General features: G+C 62.7%; 25 protein-coding genes. 7 read left to right on the top strand and 18 right to left on the bottom strand.

The features are described from left to right. Positions 1-13 precede the first annotated feature (13 nt). From VJZ71_20930 to VJZ71_20920, 3 genes are all read right to left on the bottom strand, one after another. Entirely contained in the window at positions 14-259 is a 246-nt protein-coding gene (locus VJZ71_20930) for a hypothetical protein (protein HKQ50549.1), read from the bottom strand. 351 nt (positions 260-610) lie between these two features. Beyond that, the gene (gene ispG / locus VJZ71_20925) at positions 611-1,816 is read right to left on the bottom strand and encodes a flavodoxin-dependent (E)-4-hydroxy-3-methylbut-2-enyl-diphosphate synthase (protein ID HKQ50548.1); all 1,206 of its coding nucleotides are present in this window, start codon (positions 1,814-1,816) and stop codon (positions 611-613) included. A 134-nt stretch (positions 1,817-1,950) separates the two neighbouring features. Beyond that, a complete protein-coding gene (locus VJZ71_20920) occupies positions 1,951-4,218 on the bottom strand; it encodes a proprotein convertase P-domain-containing protein (protein HKQ50547.1) in 2,268 nt (755 codons plus the stop codon). Between the two features lie 165 nt (positions 4,219-4,383). Here VJZ71_20920 and VJZ71_20915 point away from each other — a divergent pair, with 165 nt between their 5' ends. Further along, on the top strand, positions 4,384-5,187 hold the full coding sequence (locus VJZ71_20915) for a DUF2817 domain-containing protein (GenBank protein HKQ50546.1): 804 nt from the start codon (positions 4,384-4,386) through the stop codon (positions 5,185-5,187). Positions 5,188-5,213: 26 nt separating this feature from the next. Here the strand turns inward: VJZ71_20915 and VJZ71_20910 are convergent, their stop codons facing one another. The 8 genes from VJZ71_20910 to VJZ71_20875 all read right to left on the bottom strand — a co-directional run bounded on the left by VJZ71_20910 (position 5,214) and on the right by VJZ71_20875 (position 12,588). Beyond that, the gene (locus VJZ71_20910) at positions 5,214-5,705 is read right to left on the bottom strand and encodes a DUF3750 domain-containing protein (GenBank protein ID HKQ50545.1); all 492 of its coding nucleotides are present in this window, start codon (positions 5,703-5,705) and stop codon (positions 5,214-5,216) included. 35 nt (positions 5,706-5,740) lie between these two features. Next, positions 5,741-7,264: a transcription termination factor Rho gene (gene rho / locus VJZ71_20905; GenBank protein HKQ50544.1), complete on the bottom strand. Its 1,524-nt coding sequence runs from the start codon at positions 7,262-7,264 to the stop codon at positions 5,741-5,743. Between the two features lie 148 nt (positions 7,265-7,412). Then, a complete protein-coding gene (coaE, locus tag VJZ71_20900; protein HKQ50543.1) occupies positions 7,413-8,006 on the bottom strand; it encodes a dephospho-CoA kinase in 594 nt (197 codons plus the stop codon). A 398-nt stretch (positions 8,007-8,404) separates the two neighbouring features. Then, on the bottom strand, positions 8,405-8,857 hold the full coding sequence (gene dtd / locus VJZ71_20895) for a D-aminoacyl-tRNA deacylase (protein ID HKQ50542.1): 453 nt from the start codon (positions 8,855-8,857) through the stop codon (positions 8,405-8,407). Between the two features lie 49 nt (positions 8,858-8,906). Beyond that, positions 8,907-10,046 (bottom strand): A/G-specific adenine glycosylase, encoded by a 1,140-nt coding sequence (mutY, locus tag VJZ71_20890; protein ID HKQ50541.1) that lies wholly within the window; start codon positions 10,044-10,046, stop codon positions 8,907-8,909. A 42-nt stretch (positions 10,047-10,088) separates the two neighbouring features. Continuing rightward, positions 10,089-10,442, bottom strand: coding sequence for an MmcQ/YjbR family DNA-binding protein (locus tag VJZ71_20885; protein ID HKQ50540.1), 354 nt, complete (start codon positions 10,440-10,442; stop codon positions 10,089-10,091). A 39-nt stretch (positions 10,443-10,481) separates the two neighbouring features. After that, the gene (locus VJZ71_20880; GenBank protein HKQ50539.1) at positions 10,482-10,976 is read right to left on the bottom strand and encodes a GNAT family protein; all 495 of its coding nucleotides are present in this window, start codon (positions 10,974-10,976) and stop codon (positions 10,482-10,484) included. Positions 10,977-11,094: 118 nt separating this feature from the next. Next, positions 11,095-12,588: a VCBS repeat-containing protein gene (locus VJZ71_20875; GenBank protein HKQ50538.1), complete on the bottom strand. Its 1,494-nt coding sequence runs from the start codon at positions 12,586-12,588 to the stop codon at positions 11,095-11,097. A gap of 208 nt (positions 12,589-12,796) precedes the next feature. Here VJZ71_20875 and VJZ71_20870 point away from each other — a divergent pair, with 208 nt between their 5' ends. From VJZ71_20870 to VJZ71_20855, 4 genes are all read left to right on the top strand, one after another. After that, a complete protein-coding gene (locus VJZ71_20870) occupies positions 12,797-13,456 on the top strand; it encodes an ECF-type sigma factor (GenBank protein ID HKQ50537.1) in 660 nt (219 codons plus the stop codon). After that, a complete protein-coding gene (locus VJZ71_20865; protein HKQ50536.1) occupies positions 13,446-15,638 on the top strand; it encodes a serine/threonine-protein kinase in 2,193 nt (730 codons plus the stop codon). The genes VJZ71_20870 and VJZ71_20865 overlap by 11 nt, the downstream gene beginning before the upstream one ends. A gap of 179 nt (positions 15,639-15,817) precedes the next feature. After that, positions 15,818-16,069: a hypothetical protein gene (locus tag VJZ71_20860; protein ID HKQ50535.1), complete on the top strand. Its 252-nt coding sequence runs from the start codon at positions 15,818-15,820 to the stop codon at positions 16,067-16,069. Between the two features lie 60 nt (positions 16,070-16,129). Further along, on the top strand, positions 16,130-16,402 hold the full coding sequence (locus tag VJZ71_20855; protein ID HKQ50534.1) for a hypothetical protein: 273 nt from the start codon (positions 16,130-16,132) through the stop codon (positions 16,400-16,402). Between the two features lie 7 nt (positions 16,403-16,409). Here VJZ71_20855 and VJZ71_20850 read toward each other — a convergent pair whose 3' ends face one another. Next, the gene (locus tag VJZ71_20850) at positions 16,410-16,964 is read right to left on the bottom strand and encodes a hypothetical protein (GenBank protein HKQ50533.1); all 555 of its coding nucleotides are present in this window, start codon (positions 16,962-16,964) and stop codon (positions 16,410-16,412) included. Between the two features lie 302 nt (positions 16,965-17,266). Here VJZ71_20850 and VJZ71_20845 point away from each other — a divergent pair, with 302 nt between their 5' ends. Together VJZ71_20845 and VJZ71_20840 are read left to right on the top strand one after the other, a co-directional pair. After that, positions 17,267-18,040 carry a hypothetical protein gene (locus VJZ71_20845; GenBank protein ID HKQ50532.1) on the top strand — a complete coding sequence of 258 codons (774 nt, stop codon included), beginning with the start codon at positions 17,267-17,269 and terminating at the stop codon, positions 18,038-18,040. After that, entirely contained in the window at positions 18,040-19,713 is a 1,674-nt protein-coding gene (locus VJZ71_20840; GenBank protein HKQ50531.1) for a glycosyltransferase family 39 protein, read from the top strand. Before VJZ71_20845 ends, VJZ71_20840 begins: the two co-directional genes overlap by 1 nt. A 96-nt stretch (positions 19,714-19,809) precedes the next feature. On the opposite strand, the gene VJZ71_20835 is transcribed toward VJZ71_20840, so the two are convergent. From VJZ71_20835 to VJZ71_20810, 6 genes are read right to left on the bottom strand one after another with little or no spacing between them, the layout of a single operon-like run. Then, positions 19,810-21,093 (bottom strand): nucleoside transporter C-terminal domain-containing protein, encoded by a 1,284-nt coding sequence (locus VJZ71_20835; GenBank protein HKQ50530.1) that lies wholly within the window; start codon positions 21,091-21,093, stop codon positions 19,810-19,812. After that, positions 21,094-21,666: a thymidine kinase gene (locus VJZ71_20830; protein ID HKQ50529.1), complete on the bottom strand. Its 573-nt coding sequence runs from the start codon at positions 21,664-21,666 to the stop codon at positions 21,094-21,096. A gap of 46 nt (positions 21,667-21,712) precedes the next feature. After that, complete coding sequence (locus VJZ71_20825) at positions 21,713-22,156, bottom strand: hypothetical protein (protein ID HKQ50528.1); 444 nt, start codon at positions 22,154-22,156, stop codon at positions 21,713-21,715. Between the two features lie 32 nt (positions 22,157-22,188). Beyond that, entirely contained in the window at positions 22,189-24,153 is a 1,965-nt protein-coding gene (locus tag VJZ71_20820; GenBank protein HKQ50527.1) for an AI-2E family transporter, read from the bottom strand. A 40-nt stretch (positions 24,154-24,193) separates the two neighbouring features. After that, the gene (locus VJZ71_20815) at positions 24,194-24,643 is read right to left on the bottom strand and encodes a hypothetical protein (GenBank protein ID HKQ50526.1); all 450 of its coding nucleotides are present in this window, start codon (positions 24,641-24,643) and stop codon (positions 24,194-24,196) included. Next, entirely contained in the window at positions 24,624-25,085 is a 462-nt protein-coding gene (locus VJZ71_20810) for a hypothetical protein (protein ID HKQ50525.1), read from the bottom strand. The genes VJZ71_20815 and VJZ71_20810 overlap by 20 nt, the downstream gene beginning before the upstream one ends. Positions 25,086-25,094 lie beyond the last annotated feature (9 nt).

Raw genomic sequence — 25,094 nt, 5'->3', positions numbered from 1 at the left:
GTCGCTATGCGACTCATTCGAAAAAGCAGTCCTTAACAAACTTTGCAATCGTTCCCAGGCTGTTGAGGAGTTTGCCAATCTGGCCTTTGGCCGATTGGCGACGGCTCTCGCCGCTAATTCCTCTGCAAAGCTTGTCGAGTTCAGCTACCGCGTTTTCAAAGAGCACGTCATCGCGGGGGTTCAACTTCAATCGGGTTCTCACCTTTTTTAGAGATGAGCGAACCGAGCGAAGTTTCCGCAGAACGGTCTTTTCCTTCACGCAAACTCCTTAGTTCGGTGCCCCGAGATGCGGTTCCAAACCGTTCGGAACGGCATCGCAACCCGGCGTCCGTCTTCGCTCTGACGCGTGGGGGCAGTACCCCGGAAATCAATTCTGATTCCGAGGCGCCTCCCTAAGGAGGCTTCAGGGTCGCTTTCGCGACCTAGGGCTATCGCCCTGTTTCTAAGGAGTGAACGTGCGACCGTTCGACGTCCGATGTTGAAATAATATCACATTAACTGGAATAGTCAAATAAAATCTCCGTAAGAGATATTTTTAACCTCTTCAGTGGATAGCTGGCTTGCAAGTTAATGTAAATACGAAGCTTACGGGGGCCGCGATACTCGGCGATTATCTCGTCACGACCGTTAGCGGCAGGCTCCCATCCGCCCTTGGCAGCGGGTCAGGGGGTTTGATCGAGACCGTGCCGCCGCGAAGAGTGGCCTCGCCGCGTTCGACGCGCTGGGCGAAGGCTACGGATTCTTCGTAAAGCGCTTCGAGCATGTCGGCCTCGCTGACGGTCCGCTTCTGCTCGCCCTGGACGTAGATGATGCCCTTGCCCTTGCCGGCGAAGACCGCCACGTCGGCGCCTTCGGCCTCGCCGGGGCCGTTGACGACGCAGCCCATGACCGCAACCTTGACCGGCGTCTTGATCGTCGCGAGGCGCTGCCGCACCTCCTGCACGAGCTTGATCAGGTCGATCTCGATGCGACCACAGGTGGGGCAGGCGATCAACTCCGGCTCGACGCGGGCCCGCAGACCGAGGCAGCTCAGCATCTCCTTGGCGTCGTCGACCTCGAGCACGGGGTCGCTGGCGTAGCTGATCCGCACGGTGTCGCCGATGCCGTTGGACAGCAGCGTGCCGAGGGCGACGACACTGCGGATGCAGCCGGTCTCCTTCGGGCCGGCGTGGGTGACGCCGAGGTGCAGCGGGAAGTCGTAGCGCTCGCTGATCGCCGCGTAGGCCTTAATGCAGATCCGCGGGTCGATGGACTTGGCGGAGATGACCACATCGGCGAAGTCGTTCTCCTCGAAGATGCGGAGGTACTCGGCGAGCTTGTCGAGCATGATGCCGACGAGCTGGTCTTCGTAGTTCTGCTCCAGGCGGCCCATCTCCTCGGCCCGCTTGGACTTGTCCTTGCGCTCGACGATCCCGCCTTCGTTGACGCCGACGCGGATGGGGATGCCGCGCTCGCGGCAGGCGCGGATGACGCGATCGACTTGTTTACGGTCCTGGAGGTTGCCGGGGTTCAGGCGGATCTTGTGGACGCCGGCCTCGACGGACTCGAGGGCCCGCTGGAAGTGAAAGTGCACGTCGGCGACGATGGGGACGGGAACTTGAGGGAGGATGTGCTTCAGCGCTTCCGTGTCGCGCGGCTCGGGCACGGCGACGCGGACGATGTCGCAACCGGCCTGGGCGAGGGCGTGAATCTGCGCAACGGTCTTGTCGATCTCGTAGGTGTATGTGCTCGTCATCGACTGGATCGAGACAGGCGCATCGCCGCCGATGAGGACGGGGCCGACACGGACCTGGCGGGTTTTACGGCGGGGGGGCAAGAATCGCTCCGTTTGATTACGGAGGCATTCTAGGTGAGCGCGCGCCGGGTGTCGAAGTTAGAACGCGGGCAGGGACGCCCGCTCTACTTTGCACCGGTTAGGAATGAACGGCGGCTGAAACCCGCCCTACAGGCTTACGGGCATGGCCCCGAACCGTTCAGCAACGCGTCGGCGAAGGCGTCGATGTCCTCCTGAGTCAGCGGCGGGCCGCTGGTGTTCATGTCGGCGCAGGGGCTGAAGGTTCCCATCAATGCGTCGGTGAAGTACTGCACGTCGCCGCCATCCATGTACCCGTCGCCGTTGACATCGCCGCCGCACGTCGGGCATTCGCACTCGTCGGGGATGTTGTTGGCGTTTACGTCCTGGCTGACCGGCGGCTGCGTGGGCGTCTCGATGAAGAGCCGCCAGGAAATAAGCGTTCCGGTGTCTTGCGAGGCCGTATCCTGCACCGTCAGCGTCCAGTTTCCGCCGGCCAGCTGTCCATCAAACGCAGACAGTAACTGCTCCGGTCGATAGGTTCCGGCATAGGGCGGGCTGCCCGAAGTAATTGCCGTCGCGGCCTCGTCGTCAAAGATCGTGTTGTTGAAGTTATTTCCGCTGCCGCCGCGATTCATGCAGAGATTGACCGTTGTCGCGCCGTGGGCGAGCTTCAGGCGCAGGTCGCCGTCGTAGCTGTGGGTAATGTCCACCTGGACGTTGACGTCCACCACCGCCCCGCCGGCCGTCGCCGACTGGATGCTGGTCGTCGTCTGGTTATCGAGGATCGGCAGGTTGATCGTTCCGCTATAGTAGGTCGTCACGCCCCCGGCCAGGCCGTTGACGTCGCAGCTATCCGGGACGGCGTTCGCGTTGCAATCCGGCTCGCCCTCGCAGGGATCGATCGTCCCGTCGCGATCGCAGTCCGGCTGGCAGTCGTCGGGCACGAGATTGCCGTCGCAGTCGTTGCCGACCAACTCGCAGGCGTCAAAGACTCCGTTGCTGTTGCAATCGTTTCCGGCCATCTCGCAAATGTCGGGAATCTGATTGGTGTTACAGTCGTTACCGGTCAGTTCGCATGCGTCCAGGACCTGGTTGGAGTTGCAGTCGTTTCCGACGAGTTCGCAATCATCCGGAACCTGGCTGGAGTTGCAGTCGTTGCCATCGAGTTCGCACTCGTCGGGGATCGTGTTCGAGTTGCAATCCTGGCTGCCGCCGCCGGGGGCCACGTCCTGATCGTCCGGTATGCTGTTGTTGTTGCAGTCGCTGGGGGCGGGAGCTTGCACGGCGCCGAGGATGACTGCCGCGCCGGCTCCCGGCTTGAATCGGCCAAGGGACGCGGTGCTGCCGATCGGCGCGACATCGGCGTCGAACCAGAAGTTGTACATCGTCCCCCAGCGAATGGCGTTGGCGTCAGGGTCGGTGGCGTACGTATCGGTAGACCAGGTGAGGTTCCCGCCGGAATTCGAGGAGGCCCATGCCGCGTTCGAAAATCCTTCATCGTGCGAGAGAGGGGCGGAAAATCCAATGTTCGAGATGGTCGCGGCGCCGACCGGAACGGAAAAGGAGCGGATGCCCCGTTCGCCGTTCATGTTGTAGACTGCGTAGTCGTAGCGATGCAGAGTCCCGCCCAGTGGGGTCACCTTCGTGGCGACGATGATTCGACCATCGACGGGCCAACTGTCGAGGGTGGTAAAGGTCGCGCCAGGCCAAACGTTGATGGCCGGTTGTTCGCGTACCGTCGAACCGACAGCCGTAAATGTCCAATTGGAGGAGTTTCCCGTGACCGTGTACTGGCGGTAGGAGGCGTTGTTATTGCCGTTGCCGCTCGTGGCGTCGTCCGGGGCGATGTATTGTCCCTCGATGAAATACAGCGCGCCAGCGTTGCCAAGGTCGGCGTGCTTGACCTGAAGACCGTGGCTGATGGCGGTGTGGGTGTGGCCGCTGTGATTGTTGGCGGTCGAGCCGTTGTAGTAGCCAATGACAGGATTCACTTCGCTGCGCGGCCCGAGGTCCGGCCCGCTGTTGAGGCTGGGACCATAGGGATCGGAGCAGTGGACCCCGAGCCGGGTGCCAGTGCCGCTTGATTGACAATCGGAATAACAGGTCGTCTGTTGCAAGGCGGTGAATCCATGCTTGAGCCACGCCTGGCCGAGTTGTTGCAGCCGACCATCCTTGAGGCGATAGAAGTTTTGACCGATGACCGGGTGGCGATTGTCGGGTAACTGGTACCAGTTCAACTCCTGATCGCCCGCGTTGCACGAGACGGTGCCGACGGCGAGGGCGGCCGTATCGCCGAGCCTGGCATAATCGGTGAGGCTGTAAAGATCGCCGACGATGACGTCCGGCCCGGCAAGGGACGGCGAAACTCGAGCACCGAACAAGAGTACGACGACGAGCAGATACGACGAATTTGAACGAACCATACGGAGGGTTCCCCCCTGACAAGACAAGGGGCCGATCGCAATGAACGGCCCCGATCCACGATTGATATCTGTTTCCCGCTCCAGCCAGTATAAGGAAACTCCGCCACGAATAAAAGCCCGGGTTGGCCCTTGACGCAGGGGCCTGGAAGGGGAACATGAGCCGCGATGTCGTTATCGCCTGCCGCACCTGCCAGACGGTCCATTTCGGCCTTTCGTTCGGTCCTTGTGACGTTCCTCGCCGCGGGGACCGGTGTCGCCTGCCGGCCGCCGGAGGATGGGGTTCGGACCGGAGCGGGCGGGAAGGGGAAAATATCGCCGGCGCGATCCGTCATCGGAAATTCCGTCGAAGGCCGGCCGATCGAGTGTCTGAGCTTTGGCGACGGCGCCGACAGTATTCTCGTTATCGCGACGATTCATGGCAATGAATCGGCGGGCACGCCGCTGCTCGAGCGGCTGGTCGAGCATATTTCCTATCGGCCGGAATTGATGGCCGGGCGTCGGATCATGCTGGTACCGGTCACCAATCCCGACGGTTATGCGCATCGAACGCGCCACAACGTCCGCGGGGTCGATCTGAACCGAAACTTTCCGGCGTCGAACTGGCAGAATTCGAGTCAGCATGGTGACAGCGCGCTGTCGGAGCCGGAAAGCGTCGCGCTTCACGGCTTGCTTCAGTCCGCGCGGCCGTCGCGTATTGTGAGCCTGCACGAGCCTTACGGGTGCATCGATTACGACGGGCCGGGGGAAGGGCTGGCGCGGGCGATGGCGGCGGCATGCGACCTGCCGGTCAAGAAGCTCGGCGGCCGGCCGGGCTCGCTGGGATCGTATGCGGGTGAATCGCTGGGGATTCCCATCATTACCGTGGAGTTTCCGGAATACGTCGCGCGCTGGGATGGCGCGGCCATGTGGGACCGGTATGGGAAGATGCTCCTGGCGGCGATTGAGTACGCACAGCCATCGGCACAGTAGATTGTCGGGGGCGCTGACAGAAGACATCACATGCAATTGACCGGCGAGTCCTGACCGATTGCGCGTATGGAAAACGGCACATCCCATCCGGTCTGCCGCAGGATCCAGGCGATGTAGGTGCTGCTGTTGGGGCCGAGGAGTTCATAGGCGAACCGGCACGGGTACGTGGGCGATTGGGTCTGAATGAACTCGGCGACGGCCTGGGCCTGATCGTCGAAGAGTTCGGCGATGACAAAGGCCCGATCGAAATAGTCGGGGCGATTCACATCGGGCGACTCGATGACGCGCACGTGGCCGTAAGGCCCGTTTTCCGACGGCTGGAGCTCCCACAGCTCGAGACGAGCAGTCCCAGCCGTCTTGAAGACGAAGGCTCGATGGATCGCAATGAACTCAACGGGGACGATGCCGCTACCGTACAATCGGACAAAAGCTCGATCGTTCGCGGCGAGTTCGGCGAGCGGAGCGAATTGGGACTGGTCGGGAACATCGGAGGGGCCGAAGGCGCCGCAACCGGCCATGCACCCCACCAACACTAGGCAAACGCAATTCCTGATCACGCCAGATTCATCGTCATCAGGAACTCGGCGTTGGACTTGACCTTCTTCAGGCGCGTGATGAGCAGTTCCATCGCCTCGACAGGGTTCATGTCCACGAGGACGCGGCGGAGCTTGTAGACCAGCTCCAGCTCCTTAGGGTCGAGCAGCAGCTCTTCCTTGCGCGTGCCGGACGCGGCGATGTCAATCGCGGGCCAGACGCGCTTGTCCACCAAACGCCGGTCGAGGTGCAACTCGCTGTTACCGGTACCCTTGAACTCCTCAAAAATGACTTCATCCATCTTGGAGCCGGTGTCGACAAGGGCGGTGCCAATAATCGTCAGGCTGCCGCCCTCTTCAATGTTGCGGGCGGCGCCGAAGAAGCGCTTGGGCTTTTGCAGGGCGTTGGCATCCACGCCGCCGGTCAGGATCTTGCCGGAGTGCGGCACTTCGGTGTTGTAGGCGCGGGCCAGGCGGGTAATCGAGTCGAGCAGGATTACCACGTCGCGGCCGTACTCGGTCAGGCGCTTGGCCTTCTCGATGACCATTTCGGCGACCTGTACGTGGCGGCTGGCGGGCTCGTCGAAGGTCGAGGAGATGACTTCGGCCTTGGTGTGTCGCTGCATTTCCGTCACTTCCTCGGGGCGCTCGTCGACCAGGAGGATGATCACGTAGGCGTCGGGATGGTTGGTGGTGATGGCGTTGGCCATCTTCTGCAGCAGGACCGTCTTGCCGGTGCGCGGCGGAGCGACAATCAACATGCGCTGACCCATGCCGATGGGCGTGACGATATCGATGACACGCATGTTCACTTCGTCGTTCGTCGTCTCCATGATGAGGCGGCGCGTCGGGTGGTGCGGCGTCAGGTCTTCAAAGACGGCTTTCTCGGTGACCTTGTCGGGTTCCTCGAAGCAAATCGCCTCGACGCGAAGGAGCGCGAAATACTTCTCGCTCTCCTTGGGTGGGCGGATCTGACCGGCGATGATGTGGCCGCTGCGCAGTCCGAAGCGGCGGATCTGCGAGGGGCTGATGTAGATGTCGTCCGGGCACGGGACGTAGTTGTACTCGGGGCTGCGCAAGAAACCGAAGCCGTCGGGCAGGATTTCCAGGACGCCCTCGCCGTACATGAGGCCGTTCTTGTTGATTCGCTCTTTCAGTATCTTGAAGATGAGATCCTGTTTCTTGAGGGCGGCGTAGTCAACGACGCCCTCGGCCTTGGCGACCTCGTGCAGGTCCGGGATGCTCATCCGCTGCAATTCGGTGATGTGCAGATCGCCGCGCTTGATCTTTTCGTAGCGTTCGTGCGTCTCGCGGTCGATGGTGCCGCGCGCTTCGACGGCTTCAGGAGTCTCGGGCGCCACGGGGGCACTGGCGGGGACGGGCGCCGGAGCGGCGTCGGGCGCATCGCCGTTGGCGACGGCGACGGCCGTCGTGTCTTCGTCGTCATCATAGGAGGACGGCAGGACGGCGGGACGCTTGATATGGGCGTCGTGCGGTCGCTTGTGCTTTTTGTGGAATTGTCGGGGTCCTTGCGGCCTAGGCATGATGACGGCCTCCAATCAGATATGATTCTGTGTTCAAAGGTAGGTTTGTTTCCTGGACAAGATTATGGTCGTTCAATGGTAGCGGCTGCTGCAGAATGGCCGCGGCGGCGAGCGGGGCCTGTTGCGCCCGCGATCACCGAGGAACAACTCACGGAGCGCCGTAATCCGAGACGATTCTGGAAAAAATGGTTTCTACTTGTTTTCGAAGGTCACTCAAGGTGGAGTTGTTGTCACAGATATAATCGGCCCTGGCACGCTTCGTGTCCAGGGGTTGTTGTAATTTTTCCCGCCGCTCTCCTTCTCCCTCGGGCCATTGCCGGGATTTTTCGGACCTCGCCCGGCGTTTGTCGGTTCCGGCGTCTACAAATATCACCGCGTCGCACATCAGATCCAAATCGGCCTCGTAGAGCAGGGGACTGTCCAAGACCATCATCCTGATTCGCGGCTGTTTCTCCAACTCTGCCATCACGTCGGCGCGACGAACTTCGATACGGGGGTGCAAGAGCGCTTCCAGCCGATGCCGCTGCCCGGGGTCGGCGAACACAATGGAGGCGACCTTCTGACGATCCACGGCGCCGTCGGCCGCGAGAATCCCGTTTCCCCACCATTTCAAGAGGACGTCCTTGACCTCCCGATGGTTGATTTCCTGATGGCTCAGCGCGTCAGAGTCGATGATGCCCGCGCCCAATTCCTCAAGGATCCTGGCCACGGTGGTCTTACCGGAACCGACGCCTCCGGCCAGGCCAACGACCGGTTTACGATATCGAGTTGTCGGTTGTTGATACTCCGTGTGCGGTTCTCCATCACTCCGGGTGAACCGTGCGGGTCATCGCCATCGTCGTCGGGCTCAAATCATCGGCGTTGCAGACTGCCGTCATATTTGGTATCGAATCCGGCGGGCCGCGCCGAAATCAGCGATGAAAGGAGTCCCTTTGGAAGCATCGGGGAGATTAAGGCGGCCTCAGCGTAATTGCAAGGTTACTGAAAAGAGCCCCAATCCCTCAGACATTCCTATCTTAACGGCCCCGCGCGGAAAAGTCACGTGCTTTTTTTGGGAAATCCGACGGGCCGGAACCCTCGCTCCCGTGGGTCGTCGCGGCCCCCTTTAATCCCCAAGCGTTTCAGACGTTAGAAACGATGCTATGCGCCCGGTTCCCGCGTATCCAGAAGGATATTGATAGGGCCGTCGTTGGTGGAGCGAACGGCCATGTATTCGCGAAAACGACCGGTTTGGACCGACCTCCCAAAGTCCCGGAGTTTCTGGCAGAGCAGTTGGTAGAGGGGATCGGCGGTGTCGGGCTTGGCGGCGGCGATAAAGGAGGGGCGACGGCCCTGCCGCGTATCGGCGAGGAGGGTGAAGTTGCTGACAACGAGGATTTCGCCGCCGACGTCGGCCACGTCGCGATTCATCTTTCTGGCGTCATCCTCAAAAATGCGAAGATGAGCGATCTTCGTGGCGAGCTGTTCGGCATCTTTTGGGACGTCGTCTGCCGCCACACCCAGATAGACGAGCAGGCCGCGATCGATTCGGGCAACGACCTCGCCGGCTATCTCCACCGAGGCGTTACTCACGCGTTGAACGATGGCTCGCATTCGTCGGCGCCTCCCACGACTCGAATCATACGGGAGCGAGAGGAAGCGGTCAGGGGCTGTTAGCAGCGGAGGCACCGGCCCCGGCGGAGGCTGGCCGCCTCGCCGTCGTCAGCGTCTCGACGACGTCGCGCATCGCCCGGGACATGGGCAGCGACGCCATCTGCGCTATTGTCAACCAACGCGAATTTCCGGATCGCCCTCGGCGGAGCGACGATCGCGCCGTCGCCCGGCATCGATGGCCGAGGAATTGAATCGAACGGTGCGACAACTGTCGTGTGACGTCGCAAAACCCCTTCGGCGACGCGCGACACCTCGCGCCGAGGATGTTCGTCGCCAGTATCATCGCCGCCTGCGGAGGCGCTTCGCCGTTCAGCACCGCCGTCGGCAATTCCCATAAGCCACCCCATAGACCATCGTCCGGTCGCCGCACGACGAGCCAGCGGCCGTCTCGCTCGATGGCCGCGACGACATGCCGTTCTTTCGTGACGACGACCCGCGCGGCCTTTACCGGTCGCCGCGCGACGGTCCCCGCAGCGAGAGCCTTGCAGCCGCTTCGCAGCGGGCACACTTCGCAGTGCGCCGCCCCCCTGGGCAGGCAGACTCGGGCGCCGAACTCCATCATTGCCTGGTTGAAGTCACCGCAACGCTTGGACGGCATAAGGGCCTCGGCGAAGTCCCACGCCTTCTTGTTGCCGGCTCCGCGGCGCACGTCGTGGCGAATATCGGCCAGTCGTGCGACCACCCGAGCGACGTTTCCATCGACGACCGCCGACCGCGTGCCGTAGGCGATGGAAGCGATGGCTGCGGCGCTGTAGCGGCCGATGCCGGGCAACGACCGCAATTCTTCGACGCTCGAGGGAAATCGCCCGCCGAATTCGGCGACGACTTTTTTCGCGGCGCGGTGCATATTCCGCGCCCGCGCGTAATAGCCGAGCCCCGCCCACATGCGCAGGACCTCGTCCAGCTTTGCCGCGGCCAGCGACCGCACCGTCGGAAATCGCTTTAGGAACCGTTCGTAATATGGCAGGGCCGTCGCTACCTGCGTCTGCTGGAGCATGATCTCGCTCAGCCAGATCGCGTACGGATCGCGCGTGCCGCGCCACGGCAGATCGCGCTTGTGGCGGTCATACCATGCAAGCAGCCGCCGGCGAATGTGTCTGATGTTCACTTGCGAGAATTCTGTCGCCATGTTTGCGAATTCTAATCCGCTTTGGCGCGCGGTTGAATTGGCTCAATCTTCGTCGGATAGCCCCTGTTCCTGAACGAGCGACTTCGGCGCGACGTTGCGCCAGGCCGTGATCATCGCGTCGCGCAGGATTGGTACGCGGGCGCGCTCGAGGCGGACTTGTGTGGCCCCCTGCCTGCCCCAGCCACCGGGGACGGGCTGGAAGACGTCCGAATGGGCTTTGACAAGCACGCGCTGCTGATCGGGCTTCAGCTTGAGCACGCCCCACGTCCTTTTGTCGCGCGGGAACAGCGTCGCAAAGATTTTTTCCTTTACCCGGAAGTCCGGATGGCCCATGTGCGCGCGTTCCTCGGCCTCAGGCAGGGAGAGCGCGAGGCGGCGGAATTGGGCAATCGTCATGTTGATCATCCTATGACCGGCAGTGCGGTCGCGACAAGCTCATCCATCCAGTTTCAAGATCCACTCCTCCACCTTTTCGCCGCCGGTTTCCGCTGCGGTCTTGTCTTCGCCGCAGATTGAAAAGCCGCACTTTACGAGGACGCGAATCGACGCGACGTTGTGCTTGGCCACCCGGGCATGCAGCGGCCGAGTTGTATCGCACTTCAGAAATTCCGCCAGTGCCCTGCTCGTAATGCCATTGCCCCAAAAGCCTCGATCGATCCAATATCCAACGAGACGTTCTCCGTTGTGCTCGAAGCTCCCGATCCTGCCGACCACCTGACCGTCAAAGAGGATCGTCTTCGTCGTCACCGTCGGGTCGACGAGGATCTTGGCCCAGTGCGCGAAAAACGCGTCCCGATCCCGTGCCGGGAATGCGGCCATCAGATTGGCGATCGGGTCGCACTGATGTTCGTATAGAATCGGCAGGTCCGCGTCGATGACATCCCGCAACCGGACAAGTTCTCCACCGGAGCTCGGTTCGGCACGCAACATCTACCACCCGGTTTCGCTTACGCCCGACTCAAACGAGGGGCCCAGCATAAACAGAGATGAGCGGCACGGCCAATTTCTATTCGCGGCCTGAAGAGCGAAATGGGCAAACCCCCGCGGCCTATAGCGCCGCCGCCAGATATTCCGCGATATCCAGCCCGTCGGTCTCTCCGTCGGCATTCACATCGCTGCGAATGACGTGCAAGGGGCCGAGTGGCATGTCCAGCAGAACAGCAACGAACTCCTCCACATCCAGATCATCGACATCACCGTCGAGATCGATGTCCGCCTTTGAAAACGGAACGATATTGCCGGCGACCAGATAGGCCTTGCCGGTCGCGCTGGTGTCGTTTGCGGCAGTCAAAAGATAATCCGTCATTCCGTCGGCGTTGACGTCGCCCATCGCGTTGGCGTCAAACCCAAGCTGGGCGTTGGCGACGTTGTGCGTGTAAGTCTGCAATACCGCCGAGGTCCGCCCCGAATACACGAATCCCTTGCCGGCCCCCGATGCCCCTGCATTGCTGATCCATGCCGCCAGCAGGAGATCGCCCCAGCCGTCCTGGTCCACGTCGCCCGCCATCCGACCAATTCCAAATCCGCCGTTGCCGTCGCCCATGAAGGTGCGAATCTCCAGGCCGGTCGCCCCCGAAAACACCCGAGCGCGATTTGCGTTGTAATCGGAGACGTACACATCAAAGACTCCGTCGTTATCCACGTCAGAATTTCCATCCGCGAACCATTGACCGAACACCGCGGCCGGAGCCCCGGGTGTCAGCGTCCACACCGGCGTCGGCGTCGCGGGTAGCAGGCAATCGGCCCCGGAATAGACATAGGCCTGACCGGACCCCGAGCCGACTCCCGCGCCGAAACTCTCCGCCCCAATGACGAAGTCATCAAGTCCGTCGCCGGTGATATCGCCCACGGAGGCAACGGCGCTGCCGAACCGATCCGCCCCGCTCAAACCGTTGATGGCGATCAGGAGCGGGCCGCCGACGGCACCGGAATAAACATACACTCGCCCGGCGTTCGTTCCCCCGGCATCGTTGTTCGGTGCGCCGACGAGCACCTCGCTTCTGCCGTCGCCGGTAATATCTCCCAGCGTGGCCACGTCGTAGCCGAACTGGTCTCCCGTTGCCGCGCCCGTCCATGCCATAATCAGACTACCATCGACGCCCGAGTGGACCGCCGCCCGACCGGTGGACGTCGTTTGAGTCGGTGATCCCACGATAACATCGCGCACGCCGTCTCCGTTGAAATCCCCCGCCGCGCTCGCCGCCGCGCCCAAGCGCCCCCCATTGACCAAACCCGTGATGGCCGGAAACACCAGCGCGCCCGTCGCACCGTTGTAAACATAGGCCCGACCGCGACCGGCGCCGCCGGTGTCGTTTCCCGGCGAGGTGATCACCAGATCGTGAACGCCGTCTCCGGTAATGTCGCCGAGGTCTTCCGAGACCCAGCCGAACTGATCGCCCAGGGCCTCTCCGGTGAACGTGTGGATCACGACGGTGCCGGGTTCCACGAACTGGCCCTGGGCCGGCCGGATTTGGACGTACGCAAGAACACACGCGACCGCGGCCACGACTCGCGTGGGAATCAGGGACCTTTGAGCGTTCATAATACGTTCCTTTCGTTTGACGGACTGGTGTGAGGTTGCGGGGTGCGACCCCGGGGCGGGACCCACGCGCGCACCCTCCACGGCATCGCGATGTCAGTGGAAAACGTTCGGATTCCGTGCCATCGCGACCGGCTTATGGGGCTCGCGCGTGCGCAACGCCCTGCTGAAAGCCGCGAAAAGCGTCGTTCGGGGCCAGGAGCGTTGTATAATGAGTGATGCGCCAACGGAGGCGGAAGACCGACACGGTTTTTTTGAGGTGAGGGGAATGATCCCGCATCAGGCAGTGGAGCCTTCGGTGGAGGAATCGTCCGATTCGCAGCAGCCATCCGCCTTCGACGAACTCGTTGCCGTCCTGTACGGCGAACTTCGACGAATGGCCCGCCGCCACTTGATGAAAGAGCGATCGGACCACCCGCTCCAGACGACGGCGCTGGTCCACGAGGCCTACTTGCGTCTCGCCCGGAGCGGTCAGGCGGCCGGCGCAGGCCGCACCCAATGTCTGGCCGCAGCCGCGGTGGCCATGCGTCACATTCTCGTTGAAGAAGCCCGCTCCATGAAACGGGCCAAGCGCGGCGGCGGCTGGTCGCGTGTGCAACTGGACGGCGTCGCGGATGACCCGATGGCGAATTCGTTGGATCTGCTGGCGTTGAGCGATGCCTTGGAGAAACTCGCTGCACATGATGAGCGAAAGTGCATGGTCATCCAGATGCGGTTCTTCGCCGGCCTGACGAATGATGAAATCGCCGAAGCGCTGGACACGACGACGCGGACGGTCGAGCGTGATTGGCGCTACGCGCGGGCCTGGCTCTATCGCGAACTGGCCTCCGACCGTCGCGCCGACGGCAATGGACGCGCTGATGTCAACTGAGAACCTGCCCCATCCAGACGATTTGTTCAACGACGCGTTGGAGGTGGCGCCTGCGCAGCGCGAGCGGTTCTTGTCGGCGGCCTGCGGCGACAACGATCGTCTTCGATCCGAAGTACGCTCGCTACTGTCGGCGCACGATAGCGCCGATCGATTTCTCAACGAGCCCGGTCTGAGCCACCGAGGCTCGATTTCCGATCCGTCGCCCCAGGAGTACCTCGGACGACAAGTTGGGCCCTTCCGGCTCGAAGAGCTCATCGCCGTCGGCGGGATGGGGATGGTCTTTCGCGCGGTTCGCACCGGAGACGAGTTTCGCCAGCAGGTTGCCGTCAAGATTATTCACCGCGATTTGGCCTCGCCTCTGCTCGTCAGGAAATTCCGCCAGGAACGGCAGGCCCTGGCGGATTTGAATCATCCCGGCATCGCCCGCCTGCTCGACGGCGGCGCGACGACCGATGGGATGCCCTACCTGGCGATGGAATTCATCGCCGGCACACCCATCGACCGCTATTGCGACGAAGCCCGGCTGAGCCTGCGGGAACGGCTCGAGTTGTTCTTGAAGGTGTGCGACGCCGTCGGTCACGCGCATCGCCACTTGATTGTGCATCGCGACCTTAAGCCCGCGAACATCCTGGTCTCGAACGACGGCCAGCCGAAGTTGCTCGACTTCGGAATCGCCAAGCTCCTTCAGTCGGAGTCGACGGGGTCCGCCGACGATCGCACCTTGCATTGCATCCGCCTCGTCACGCCGCGTTATGCCAGCCCGGAACAGCTCCTGGATCAGCGCGTCACGATTTCCTGCGATGTTTTTTCGCTGGGGCTGATTCTGTACGAATTGCTGACCGGACTGCCCGCGCGAGCGGCTCCCACTTCGGAACGCGACTCGCATTATCTCTTGGAAGAGATCGCCGCGCCCAGTGCGGCATTCGGTCGAAATCGAACGAGAACGACGGTTGTTTCTGACGATCGCGGGCCAAGAGCCACCGTCCGCGGCGCCACACCCGCACAGCTTTGTCGCCTACTCCGGGGAGACCTGGACGCGATCGTCGCGAAGGCGACGCGACAGCGCGCCGACGATCGCTACCAATCCGTGGAACAACTCGAGAGCGACCTCCAGCGCTACCTCAACGGCCACCCGGTCGTCGCCCGGTCCGCGACGTCCGTCTACCGGGCCGCCAAATTCGTACGGCGCAACGCCGCCGCTGTCTCAATGTTGACGGTGACGATCCTGGCCCTTTCCGCGGCGGTGGTGGTGTCAAACGTGATGCGCGTGCGCGCCCGCGATGCCGAGGCCCGCGCCCAATCGGATCGCCACGATGCCATCCTCGCCTCGACCCGCGCCGGTCGAATCAGCCGCCTGCTGGAGGAGACCATTCTCTCCGCCAATCCCTATCGAAACGGAAGCGCCATCAACATCATCGACGTCCTGAATGACATCGCGCAGCGTGTCTCGGGGGAGTTGACGGACGAACCGGCACTCGCCGCCGAGCTTCACTACAAGCTCGGACAGGCCTATGCCAATCTCTGGAAATGGGAGGAATCGCTGGCGCACGCGGAAACAGCGGCCAAGCTGACACGGGGCCTCCCGGAAATGGATGAACTCGTGCTCGCGGAGCGATTGGTGCTGTTGGGCCGGGCCATGACGTTTCTGAAACGGACGGGCGCTGAGATCATCCAGCAGGAAGCCCTCAACATCCGAATGCGTCGGCTCGGAGGGGAGCACTTCGACGTCGGCGATTCAAAGATCTGTCTGGCGTTTGCGCTGCGCTCCGCGGCCAGGCCCCCTCAATTCGAGCGGGCCGAACAGCTTTACAAGGACGGAATCGAGACACTGCGCCGCGCTTCTCCGGCGCCCACGCAGCGATTGGCGATCGGCCTCCTGAGTTACGCGTCGATGTTGTCCGGACAAGGGCGCCATGATGAAGCGATAGTGTTATTGAAGGGGGCGTGGGATACGTATGGCGGTCTCCCCGCACAGGAAGACCGTTACAGGATCGCCTGTCAAATCGGTTACGCCTCGGCGCTCGAACGGGCCGGTCGATTCAAGGAGGCTCGCGAGGTACTGTCAGACGCCCTTCGCCGCGTACCCGACGGATTGGAGGATACCTTTGGGGATGGCGAATACCAACGGCTCATTCAGCTAAACCGTCGGACCGGCCCAGGCGAAAAAACCGCTGCCCCCTAAAACGGGGCTCTGCCGGTTCCCCCTTAACCAAAACCGGCGCCGCTAGTTAGAGAGGCCCTCGCCCGTCGATATAGGGAGAGAGGCGGTCCGCCGTTTCGCCGGTCTTGGTGCGTTGCGAGGCCCGGCAACTTTCGATATAGTGCGGCCCCGCTCGCAGAAGACCATTGGAGACCACCACGATGACCTCTTTCATCACTCGACTTTATCGCCGACGGAAGGGACTGCTCATGGCCGTTGCCGCGCTGCCGCTCTTTCAAACGACCGGCACCTGCGATCCTTTTGCCCTGAATTCGTACCTGGGTCAGCAGATCACCAGCACGGTCTTCAGTCTATTTGTCGGCTCGGTCCAGCAGGTGTTGTTCCAGAACTTCCCCGGATCGGACGTCATTCAAACTTTTCTCGGCGGCAACCCGTATCCGATCATCAATTAGGCGATTCTGCTGACGAAGCGGCCGCAGCGCCCCATTGCTCGACAGTGCGAGGATCATCACATGACCCAGCGAACTTGGAAACGCTTCCGATGGACGCGCCGCGTCGCGATCGTTATGGCCGCCGCGCCCCTCTTTCAGCTTTCCCAATGTGGCCACGGACTGACGCAAGTCGTGGCGACCTCCCTCAACCAGGCCCCGTCGGCGTTCTTTCAACTCGTAAACGGCGTGATGCTCCTGCCCATTCAACTGCTCCTTGGCGGCGGCACCGGCACCGACACCGGGACCGGCGGCGGCCTGGGCAACGATACTGGAAACGGCGGCTTCGGTTTCTAAGAGTCGGTTAACGTGCCTGCTCGACGGCCATCCTCGGCACGATATCAGCCAAAACCTGTGCGTCGCAATACGCCCCCTGACGAATCAGGAATAAGCAGGCTTTCATCACGCTGACTTCGTCCATCCCCGATTCGGCCAGCAGTCGCCTGGACACGACAAAATCGTCCGCCGACGGCATCGCGTTGCGCGCGCTGAGCGCTGCCTGCAGGCGCGCATAGAAATCGATCGCCCTCAGGCGATGACCAATCGTCGCTTCATCGGCCTCGATGTCTTCCGAACGCGGCATCTTCATGTAGGCCGCAGGGCTTTCCCCCGGGGCCAGTTCGAACCACACCACGCCCTGCCGCAGATGGCGCTCGTAAAAGTCCGCGGGGATCGCCCGCACGATGTGGTGAAAGCGCTGCTCCGGCAGCCAGGCCGCGAAGGCCGGACAGGTAATGACGATGTTCGTTCCTTTGTAGTGAATGTTGTCGCCGATGCGAACGGTCACGCCATCAAAGCGCTCGGCGAGATGCTCCTCGAGCGCCGCGGCCACCTGAGCATGTTGTTTCAACGGGATCATCCTTGCTCGCTAGCGCTCAGGCGGCCTCATGCCCCCAACCCGCGTACATTTTGCCAACCGCCGCCCGCTGCGCCAATCAAAAGTACGCCGCTTGGCGAAAAATTTATCCGGCCGCAACGCCCGATATTGTTTTGCGCCTCAGAGAGGGACAAGACTGCACAATACAAGGACACGCAGGTACGATAACCTGACGCCGCGAAATGCTCCGGTCTTGTAGATTGCTCACGAAGGCCTTTGACGTGCATCGTCCGCCGCCCATATCGATGACCCTTTGTCGACCTCGATCATGGCGTGCCCGTCTTTTGGTTCTGCCGACCATTGTTCTCGCGAGCGGGTCGGGATGCCCCCCGCCCCGGGGCGACCCGCCGTCCGCAATCAGCGCCAGTCTGACCCGCGCCGACGAAATCCTCGACAAATGCATCACCGCTCACAACCGGCTGAGCACGCTGCAGGTCAAGGGGGTCCTGTCGGATTTTCGGCACGGAACGCGCCGCGTCGTCCCCCTCTCGTGGGATTTGTCCCGACCGTCCCGCTGCCGTTTACAGATCGACCGGGACGTGGCCATCGTTTCGGGTGCGGAGTGCTGGACTTATCGTTCAGCGACCGGTCGCTTTCAGGGCGGCCGCTCGCCGCGGGCCGCGCCGATTGAGGCCGCCGCCATGGCACTTTCCGATGACGTCCCCTTCCTGCTGCCGGCCTTATGGGAGGACCGTTCGTCGGCCCTGGGAAAGGATCAAACGGGCGGGTTTCCCGCGTGGCGATTGCAGGGCGTTGCGTGGTCCGGCGACCGCCCCTGTTATGTGTTCGCCCGGAGGATCGTCTGGCCGGTTCGGAAAAACGTCCAGCGCCTGTGGATCGATCAGGACGAGCTGTTGATCCGGAGGTGGTCGGTCGTCGATGCGTCGGAGGATGGCCGGGAAAGAACTATTGTCGAGTGCGCTTACCATGAGGTCGTTGCCAACGGCCGGTTGCGCCCCGATTGCTTCCAAATTCAGCCGCCCGATCCGATTGCCATGCCTGGCTCCCCCGGAATAACGGGCGGTCTCACCGATCGAAACTCCGGTGGCCCTTCGTGATGAACCCACGGCCCGACGACGCACTGCCCAACCGGCGCCGATCGTGGACGCTACTGCTTATCGTGCTGCTCGCGGCCGCATTGCGCTTTTACCGGTTGGACAATGTGCCGCCGGCGATCAACCAGGACGAGGCCGTTCACGCCTATGACGCGTGGTGCCTGCTGGAGACGGGTAAGGACCACCGCGGCGAAGCGTGGCCGATCTTCTTCCGCGCGTTTCGGGACTACCACCCCGGAGTATTTGTCTATTTGTTAATGCCGCTGCAGGCGCTGTTCGGCATGAACGTGTGGACGACGCGGCTGCCGGGCGCGCTGATCGGCGTCGTCGGTGTCTGGCTTCTTTATGAACTCCTTCGCCGCGTGTACAACGATCGGGCTGCGGCGATGGCCGCGCTCTTCCTGGCGGTCTCGCCCTGGCATGTCCATGTCACGCGGCTCGCGTTCGAGGCGGGGACCTGTCCCACGCTGATGGTGCTGGCCATGCTGCTCTTGCTCCTCGCGGTGCGACGGCAGAACTCTGCAATCTGGCTCGCCTCGGGACTTATCTTCGGGCTGACCGCGTGGACGTATCACGCCATGCGCGTATTTGTGCCTTTGCTGTTGTTGGCGATTGTCGTTGTCTATCGCGACCGGCTTCGTCAACTTTTGGTCGACCGCCGGACACGGCGATTCCCAATGGTCTGGGGCGTCGGGCTGTTTATTGGCCTCCTGCCGTTCTTGTGGGCGTGGTTCAGGAACCCTGAGGCGGTCTGGACGCGGGCGGCGAGTGTCTCGGTTTTCCACAAGACGACGGGACTTGCCGACGGCGTCATGGCGTTTGTCCGCAACTATCTGCAAAACCTCTCGCCCGACTTTTTTTTCATCGGTGGCGATCATTCGCTCGTTCAGTCGATCGCCGGGTACGGTCAGTTGCACTACTTCTGCGCGATCCTGATTCCCGTTGGACTCTATCGCGCGGTGCGAAGATGGCGACAGGAACCATTCACACAATTGGTCATTTGGTGGATCCTCCTCTCGCCGGTTCCGGCGGCCGCCGCCAATTGGGAGGGCGGCCATGCCCTGCGTTCAATCGGCGGTCTGCCGGCGTATCAGATATTGGCGGCGCTCGGGGGGGACTTCATCCTTGCCGCCGTGGGTGCGCGCTCGGCCGCGTCGGTGCGGCGCTTCCTCATCGCCGGCGCGGCGGTCCTAGCCCTGAACGTCGGCTATTTCCTGAAGCTGTTTTTTGCGGATTACCCGATCGCGGCCGCGCAGGCCTTTCAATCCGAATGGCGCGAGGTCTTCGCGGAGGTCGACCGCCGGAAGGCCGATTACGACGCCTTCCTGTTCACCTCCATGAAGACCAATCAGCTTGGCATCCTCTATCTTTACTGGACGCGGATGCCGCCTCGGGAGTATTTCGCCCAGTCGCCGCAATACCTGCCCGGCCCGACCTTCGACCGGCTGCTCCAAATCGGCCCGGTCGTCTTTGCGCGGAGCGAGGAGCTGCCCGGGATGCTCCCGCTGCTGGGGCATCATCGCCGGCTACTGGTCGCCGAACGGCCCGACATCCCCGTCCCTGGACGTGAGCTGCGCCGCTTTCCCTACCCCGACGGCCGCGTGGGCGTGATCCTCTATGAAGTTCGTCAAGAAGACATCCCCGCGCGGGCGACGACATCACCCGCGTCCCATTGAGTGTCTCTTAGCATTTCAAATTTCGATTTGCGGCGAATTTGCCGGCACAACGGAGGATTCTCGGCGCGGGGGGTCGGTCTCTTGAGTGTGCGTGCGTCAGATCAGCACCCCGGCGATGCAGCCCGTCATCCAGCAGGCCATGGCTCCGGCGAGCATGGCGCGGGGGCCGTAGTGGAGGAGGTCGGGGCGGCGCTCAGGGGCGAGGGCGCCGATGCCGCCGATTTGGATTCCGATTGAGCTGATGTTCGCAAAGCCGCACAGCGAGTACATCGCGATCGTGATCGAGCGCTCGGAGAGTGCCCCGCTCTTGATAATCTCGCCGAGCGACATGTAGGCGATGAGTTCGTTCGTCGCCATCGCCTTGCCGAGCAGGCTGCCGAACGTGCGGCAGTCAGAGGACTGCACGCCATTGAGCCAGGCCACCGGCGCGAAGACGAGACCGAGGATCTCGTCGAGGTTCAACTCTTTCATTCCCATCGCACTAACGGCGGGCGCGATGAAGGAGACGCGACCAAAGGCGGTCAGGCCGTAGTCGAGGATGGCGATCAATGCGACGAAGGCGATGAGCATGGCGAGGACGTTGATGGCCAGCTTCATGCCCTCGGAGGCGCCGCTCGTTGCCGCGTCCATGAAGCTGTGCGTGTCCCGCGCGACCGTCACCTTCGTCGGGCCGCCAGTGACCGGCTTTTCGCGCTCGGGGACCATGATTTTGGCGAGGACAAAGGCCGCGGGGGCGGACATGAGCGAGGCGGTGAGCAGGTGGCGGGCGGTCTGTGCCATGCGCTCGGGGTCATTGCCGCCCAGCAGGCTAACGTAATAGGCCATGACACCCGCGGCGACCGTCGCGAAGCCGCCGGTCATCATGGCCATGATCTCTGAGCGGGTCATCGTGGGCAGATAGGGGCGGATGAGCAGCGGGGCTTCGGTCTGACCGAGAAAGACGTTGGCCGCGCCGGAGAGGGATTCCGCGCCGCTGACGCCGAGGGCCCGCGTCATGATCCAGGCCATTCCCGCGACGACGCGCTGGAGGATGCCGTAGTGATAGCCGAGTGCCGAGAGCGTGGCGACGATGATAATCGTGGTCATGATCTTGATGCCGACGATCGCGCCCCAGGAGACGGCAGCGTGGCTCCCGGCAAGCGGACCGAAGACGAAGGCGGCGCCCTGGTCCGCGCCGATGAGGATGACCGCGACGACGCTGCCGAGGGCGTCGAAGATCGCACGGCCGGGCTCGGTCTTGAGGACGAGAAGGGCGAGGAGCCATTGAAGGACCATGCCGCCGATGACCGTCTTGAAAGGGAAGCGGCGGCGGTCGGTGGAAAGGAGCCAGGCGATGAACAGGAGCGCGAGGATGCCGAGGATGCCGCGAGCCTGCATCATCTAGCGATTCTCCGGAGGCAGGGCGAGCGGCGTAAAATGTTCGGGGCAGCGGGGCTCGTAGTCGTCAAGACCGCCGACCATGTGAAGGGTGTCGATGGGGGTGTTGCGCTGCGTGTAGGGCGAGGGCTTGCCGCAGACGCGGCATGGGGATTGCTTGGTCACGACTTCGTCGGCGATGGCGCAGAGCTGCGGCATGGGATCGAAGGGGCGGCCCCACGCGTCGTTGCTGATCCCGGCGACAAGTACGGTCACACCGCGGGCAACGAGTTTTTCCACGACAGGGATAAGTGGTAGCTTGAAAAAATGCCCCTCATCCACGGCGACGACGTCCGCGCCTTCTGATTCTCTTAGTACGGTCTCGGCGTCAGGGACGGGCTGGGCGTCGAAGCGATCCTGCGTGTGCGTGACGAGGTGGGTCGGGTCGTAGCGATTGTCGATTGAGTGCTTGAAGGCTTTGACGATGAGACCATCGGCGCGGGCGCGGCGGAGGCGGGCGATGAGGGTCTCGGTCTTCCCGGCGAACATGGAGCCATGGACGACGATGAGGCGGCCTTTGGGCGGTCCGGTTTCCACGGGGCCGGATTGTGACGGAGCGGCGGCGAATAGCAAGGCGGGTGAATCAAGGGGGGCCCGGGATCACTTCGACGTTGATGTGGAAGTCGGTGACGGCGGACGAATGATCGAAGGTAAAGACGATCGTATCACCGCAGTCGAAATCGCCATCGTCGCGGAGGACGTTGGTATCGGCGTCGGGTTCGAAGAAGCCGGAGTCGCGAAGGTTGGCGTCGTCGATGACGACGGCCTGGAGATCGTCGCAATCGCGCATAAAGGAAGTGGATTCGCCGGGGGCCAGCGTGAATTCGAGCTTGTCGCCCAGGACAGTCAGTACCTCGCGGGGAATGTCCTGCTCGTTGGAGATGTAAAGATCGACCTCCACAGTGAAGTCGGCATTGTTCACCAATCGGACGCTGGTCCGGTTCTGACCCAGATTGAAAAATAATTCACAACCGCCGACGGCGATCACCAGCGCGGCGAACATGCATGTCTGAACTTTGCGATTCATGTGATTCGTCCTCATTGATCGACATGTCCCGGTTAATGCGATGAAACCACCTTTCCTGGCGCCGAGGGGCCGCGTTGCACGCGACGCCGGAGGCCGGCCCACAGGCCGGACCGGGGCGCGGCGGGCTCAGGAGGGACCGCGCCAGGGCTTCGATGGATCGTACTGCGCAACTCCGCCAGCGTCGCGGCGAAGTGGGCGGAACACCGTACGCGTCGAAAGCGGCTGAAACGCCGGCTGAGCCGGGCCGCGTTGCACCTGGGATCCCAAACCCCCACCACCAGGGTGATGTCGGGTTTCGCTTCGGTGATCCGGCGACAGAGCGGCTCGATCCAGGCGATGTTGCGGGCGTGGACGGTGACGAGACACACAACTTTGGGTTGGTCGGCCTCGATTCGCTTTAGAAGCTCGGCGACGAGCAGGTGGGAAGAGGCGACGGATATCCAACCGCCCGCGGCTTCAAACAGGCGGGCCAGCAGCGGCGCGGCAATCTCGTCGTAGGGCCCCGGCGCCGGAATGAGAAACACCTGTGTGTCGCGCGCGGGTGGCAATGCGGCGTCCGCATCGGCGGCACGGTTTGGAACGCGAGGAGTGAGACGCTCGATCAAATCGTCGACGGCCCTCCGCGTGAGGTCCCGTCGCACGGGACCCAATGACGCGTCATTGTCGTCGTCGGCCAGCAAATGGAGCGCGGGGACGAGAACGTGGGAAAACGCGGCTTCGGGGGTCGAGTCCTTTGCGGCCAGTTCGACGATTTTCACGGCCTCCTTTTCCTCCATCGCCAGCACGCGTTGGTAGATGCGCAAGGGAGGCTGCAGGGCCGGTTGATCGCCGAGCAGGATGTACAACTTCTGAAATTGCGGCACATATTTTCCGAGCACGACCAGAAAGACGGTGATCGGCGTGGCGAGGAGAAGCCCGAACGCGCCCCAGAGCCAGGTCCAGACCACCATGGACAGGATAATGGCGGTCGGAGAGGCGCCGACGCGCGAACCATAAAGCCACGGCTCCAGCAGATTGGCGCTCAACTGGTCGACCACGACAAATAGGCCGGCGACGAGGAGCGGGATCGTCCACCCCTGTTCGATCGCCAAGGCATAGGCGATGGGGAGGAGGGCGGCGATCCAGGTGCCGAGGAAGGGCACGAAGCGCAGCACGGCCGCAAGGACGGCGAACAAAATGGCATCGGGTATGCCGATCAGGGCGAGCCCCACTCCGATCGCGATGCCATTCAGGATATTCGTCAGCACCAGTCCGTCGAAGTACCGGCTGATCCGCTCGCCGACATCGGAAAACGCGGTCGTGGTCGCGCCGATCCGCCCATCGCCGCACACTTCGATGATCCGGTCGCGCAGATCCTCGCGGTAGACGAGGAAAAAGAGAGTGAAGACCGCGGCGAGGGCAAACATCACGACGGGGTGAAGCAGGGGGACGAGCATGGTCCGCAGCAGGCGAATGATCGCCGCAACCGGCGTGACGGGAGCGGGCGCTGCCGAAGCCGGTTCCTTTTCGGAAACGTCGGCGGTTTGCGGGGTCGTTGGAAGTTGTTCCGGCCCGACCAGTCCGTTTTCGTTTGGCCGGGCGGATTCGTTTTTCTTGGGCGGCGGGCCGGCAATCTCGCGGGCGATTTCATCCACGGTTTGAGAGACCGGCTGTAAGGTTCCGCCGATCGATTCGCGCAGCGCGCGGGCCTTGACGATGATATTGTGGCGGTATTTGGGCAATTGCTCGACGAGAGACATCGCGCGGGAGCCGACAAAGAGGCTGCCCACGGTCAGGAGCGACACAGTAAAAGCGACGACGGCAAAGACGGCGGGAATTCGCGGGATGCCCCATCTTTGAAGCCGGCGAATAGGCGGCGCGAGGAGAAACGCCAGGAAGATGGCTAGCGCGAAGGGGATCAACACGTCGCGCGCCAAATACAGTACCACGAGAACGGCGAACGTGGCCACGATCGTGCCGGCTCGGGGTACGGAGGGCTGTCTGTCGGCGTCGGTCATGCTTTTCGCCGCTTTCCGGCATTTCTAGCCGCCCGGAGTTTCAATTCCACTTCGCGGAGGAACGATCGGGTCGGTACCGCCGAAAGGCGGCCGGGGCCGGCGGTCGGGGGTTCCCGGGCGAAGCGGGTCGTACGTCATCCCAGATGCGCCACACGATGCGCGTCATTAATCCGCTGATGGCCGCGCGGCGGAGCAGCGCAAAGCCCGCTTTCCTGAGCGCGGTGCGAATTCCCGGTGGAGGCGGAGGTTCCTTCCTTTTCATTCCGCAGATCGCGCCGACGGCGCCGGCCGCGACGACAGAACCCAGGGGGTGACGCTGTATCCATGTGCGGGGATCAACGGCACGCGCCGACGCATGGCGGACATCGTCCCAGGCGCGAAGAACGCCGATTTCATAGCGGAAGGCCACCTGGGCGAGCAATCGCTCTTCCGGGGTCGGCGCTGAACGAGGGGTTCTCCAGCGATGCGTCTCAGGCCTGCGTCGGGGCATACTTCTCCTCCAGGCGGCGGCGATGCCGCTGGCGCGCGCGGATGTGGAGGGCGTAAGCCGAGCTGAGAAATACGGCCAGGACCAATACCCCGGTCAACAGGAAGCCCAGCCAGGGCCGATCTCCGCACAGGCGGGTCATTCCCAGCGCCGCGGCATATAGGACAAAGCCGGCGGCGGCAGCGACGAAGGAAAGGACCGTTACGCCCAGCACGCCGTAAAAGGGAAGCTTGCTCGCGCGGCTGCGGACCGCGAGGTCGAGCTGATCGACCTTGACCTGGGCGAGACCCTTAATTTGGTCGCGCAGTTCGGCGACGCTGCTTGCGAGCGCATCCATCGGGTCGTCCGCCAAATCGACAGACTTTCGTCGCGAGCGGGGCACGTCCGCCGTCGACCGTGCCGTCGTTCTCCGGCGGCCGTTGTGCGACAGACGTTTGGCAACCACGAGAGGATC

The sequence above is a fragment of the Phycisphaerae bacterium genome (assembly GCA_035275405.1).
Lineage (GTDB): Bacteria > Planctomycetota > Phycisphaerae > UBA1845 > UTPLA1 > DATEMU01.
The sequence above is the reverse complement of the archived record's forward strand: the minus strand, read 5'-3'. Positions and strand labels throughout refer to the sequence as shown.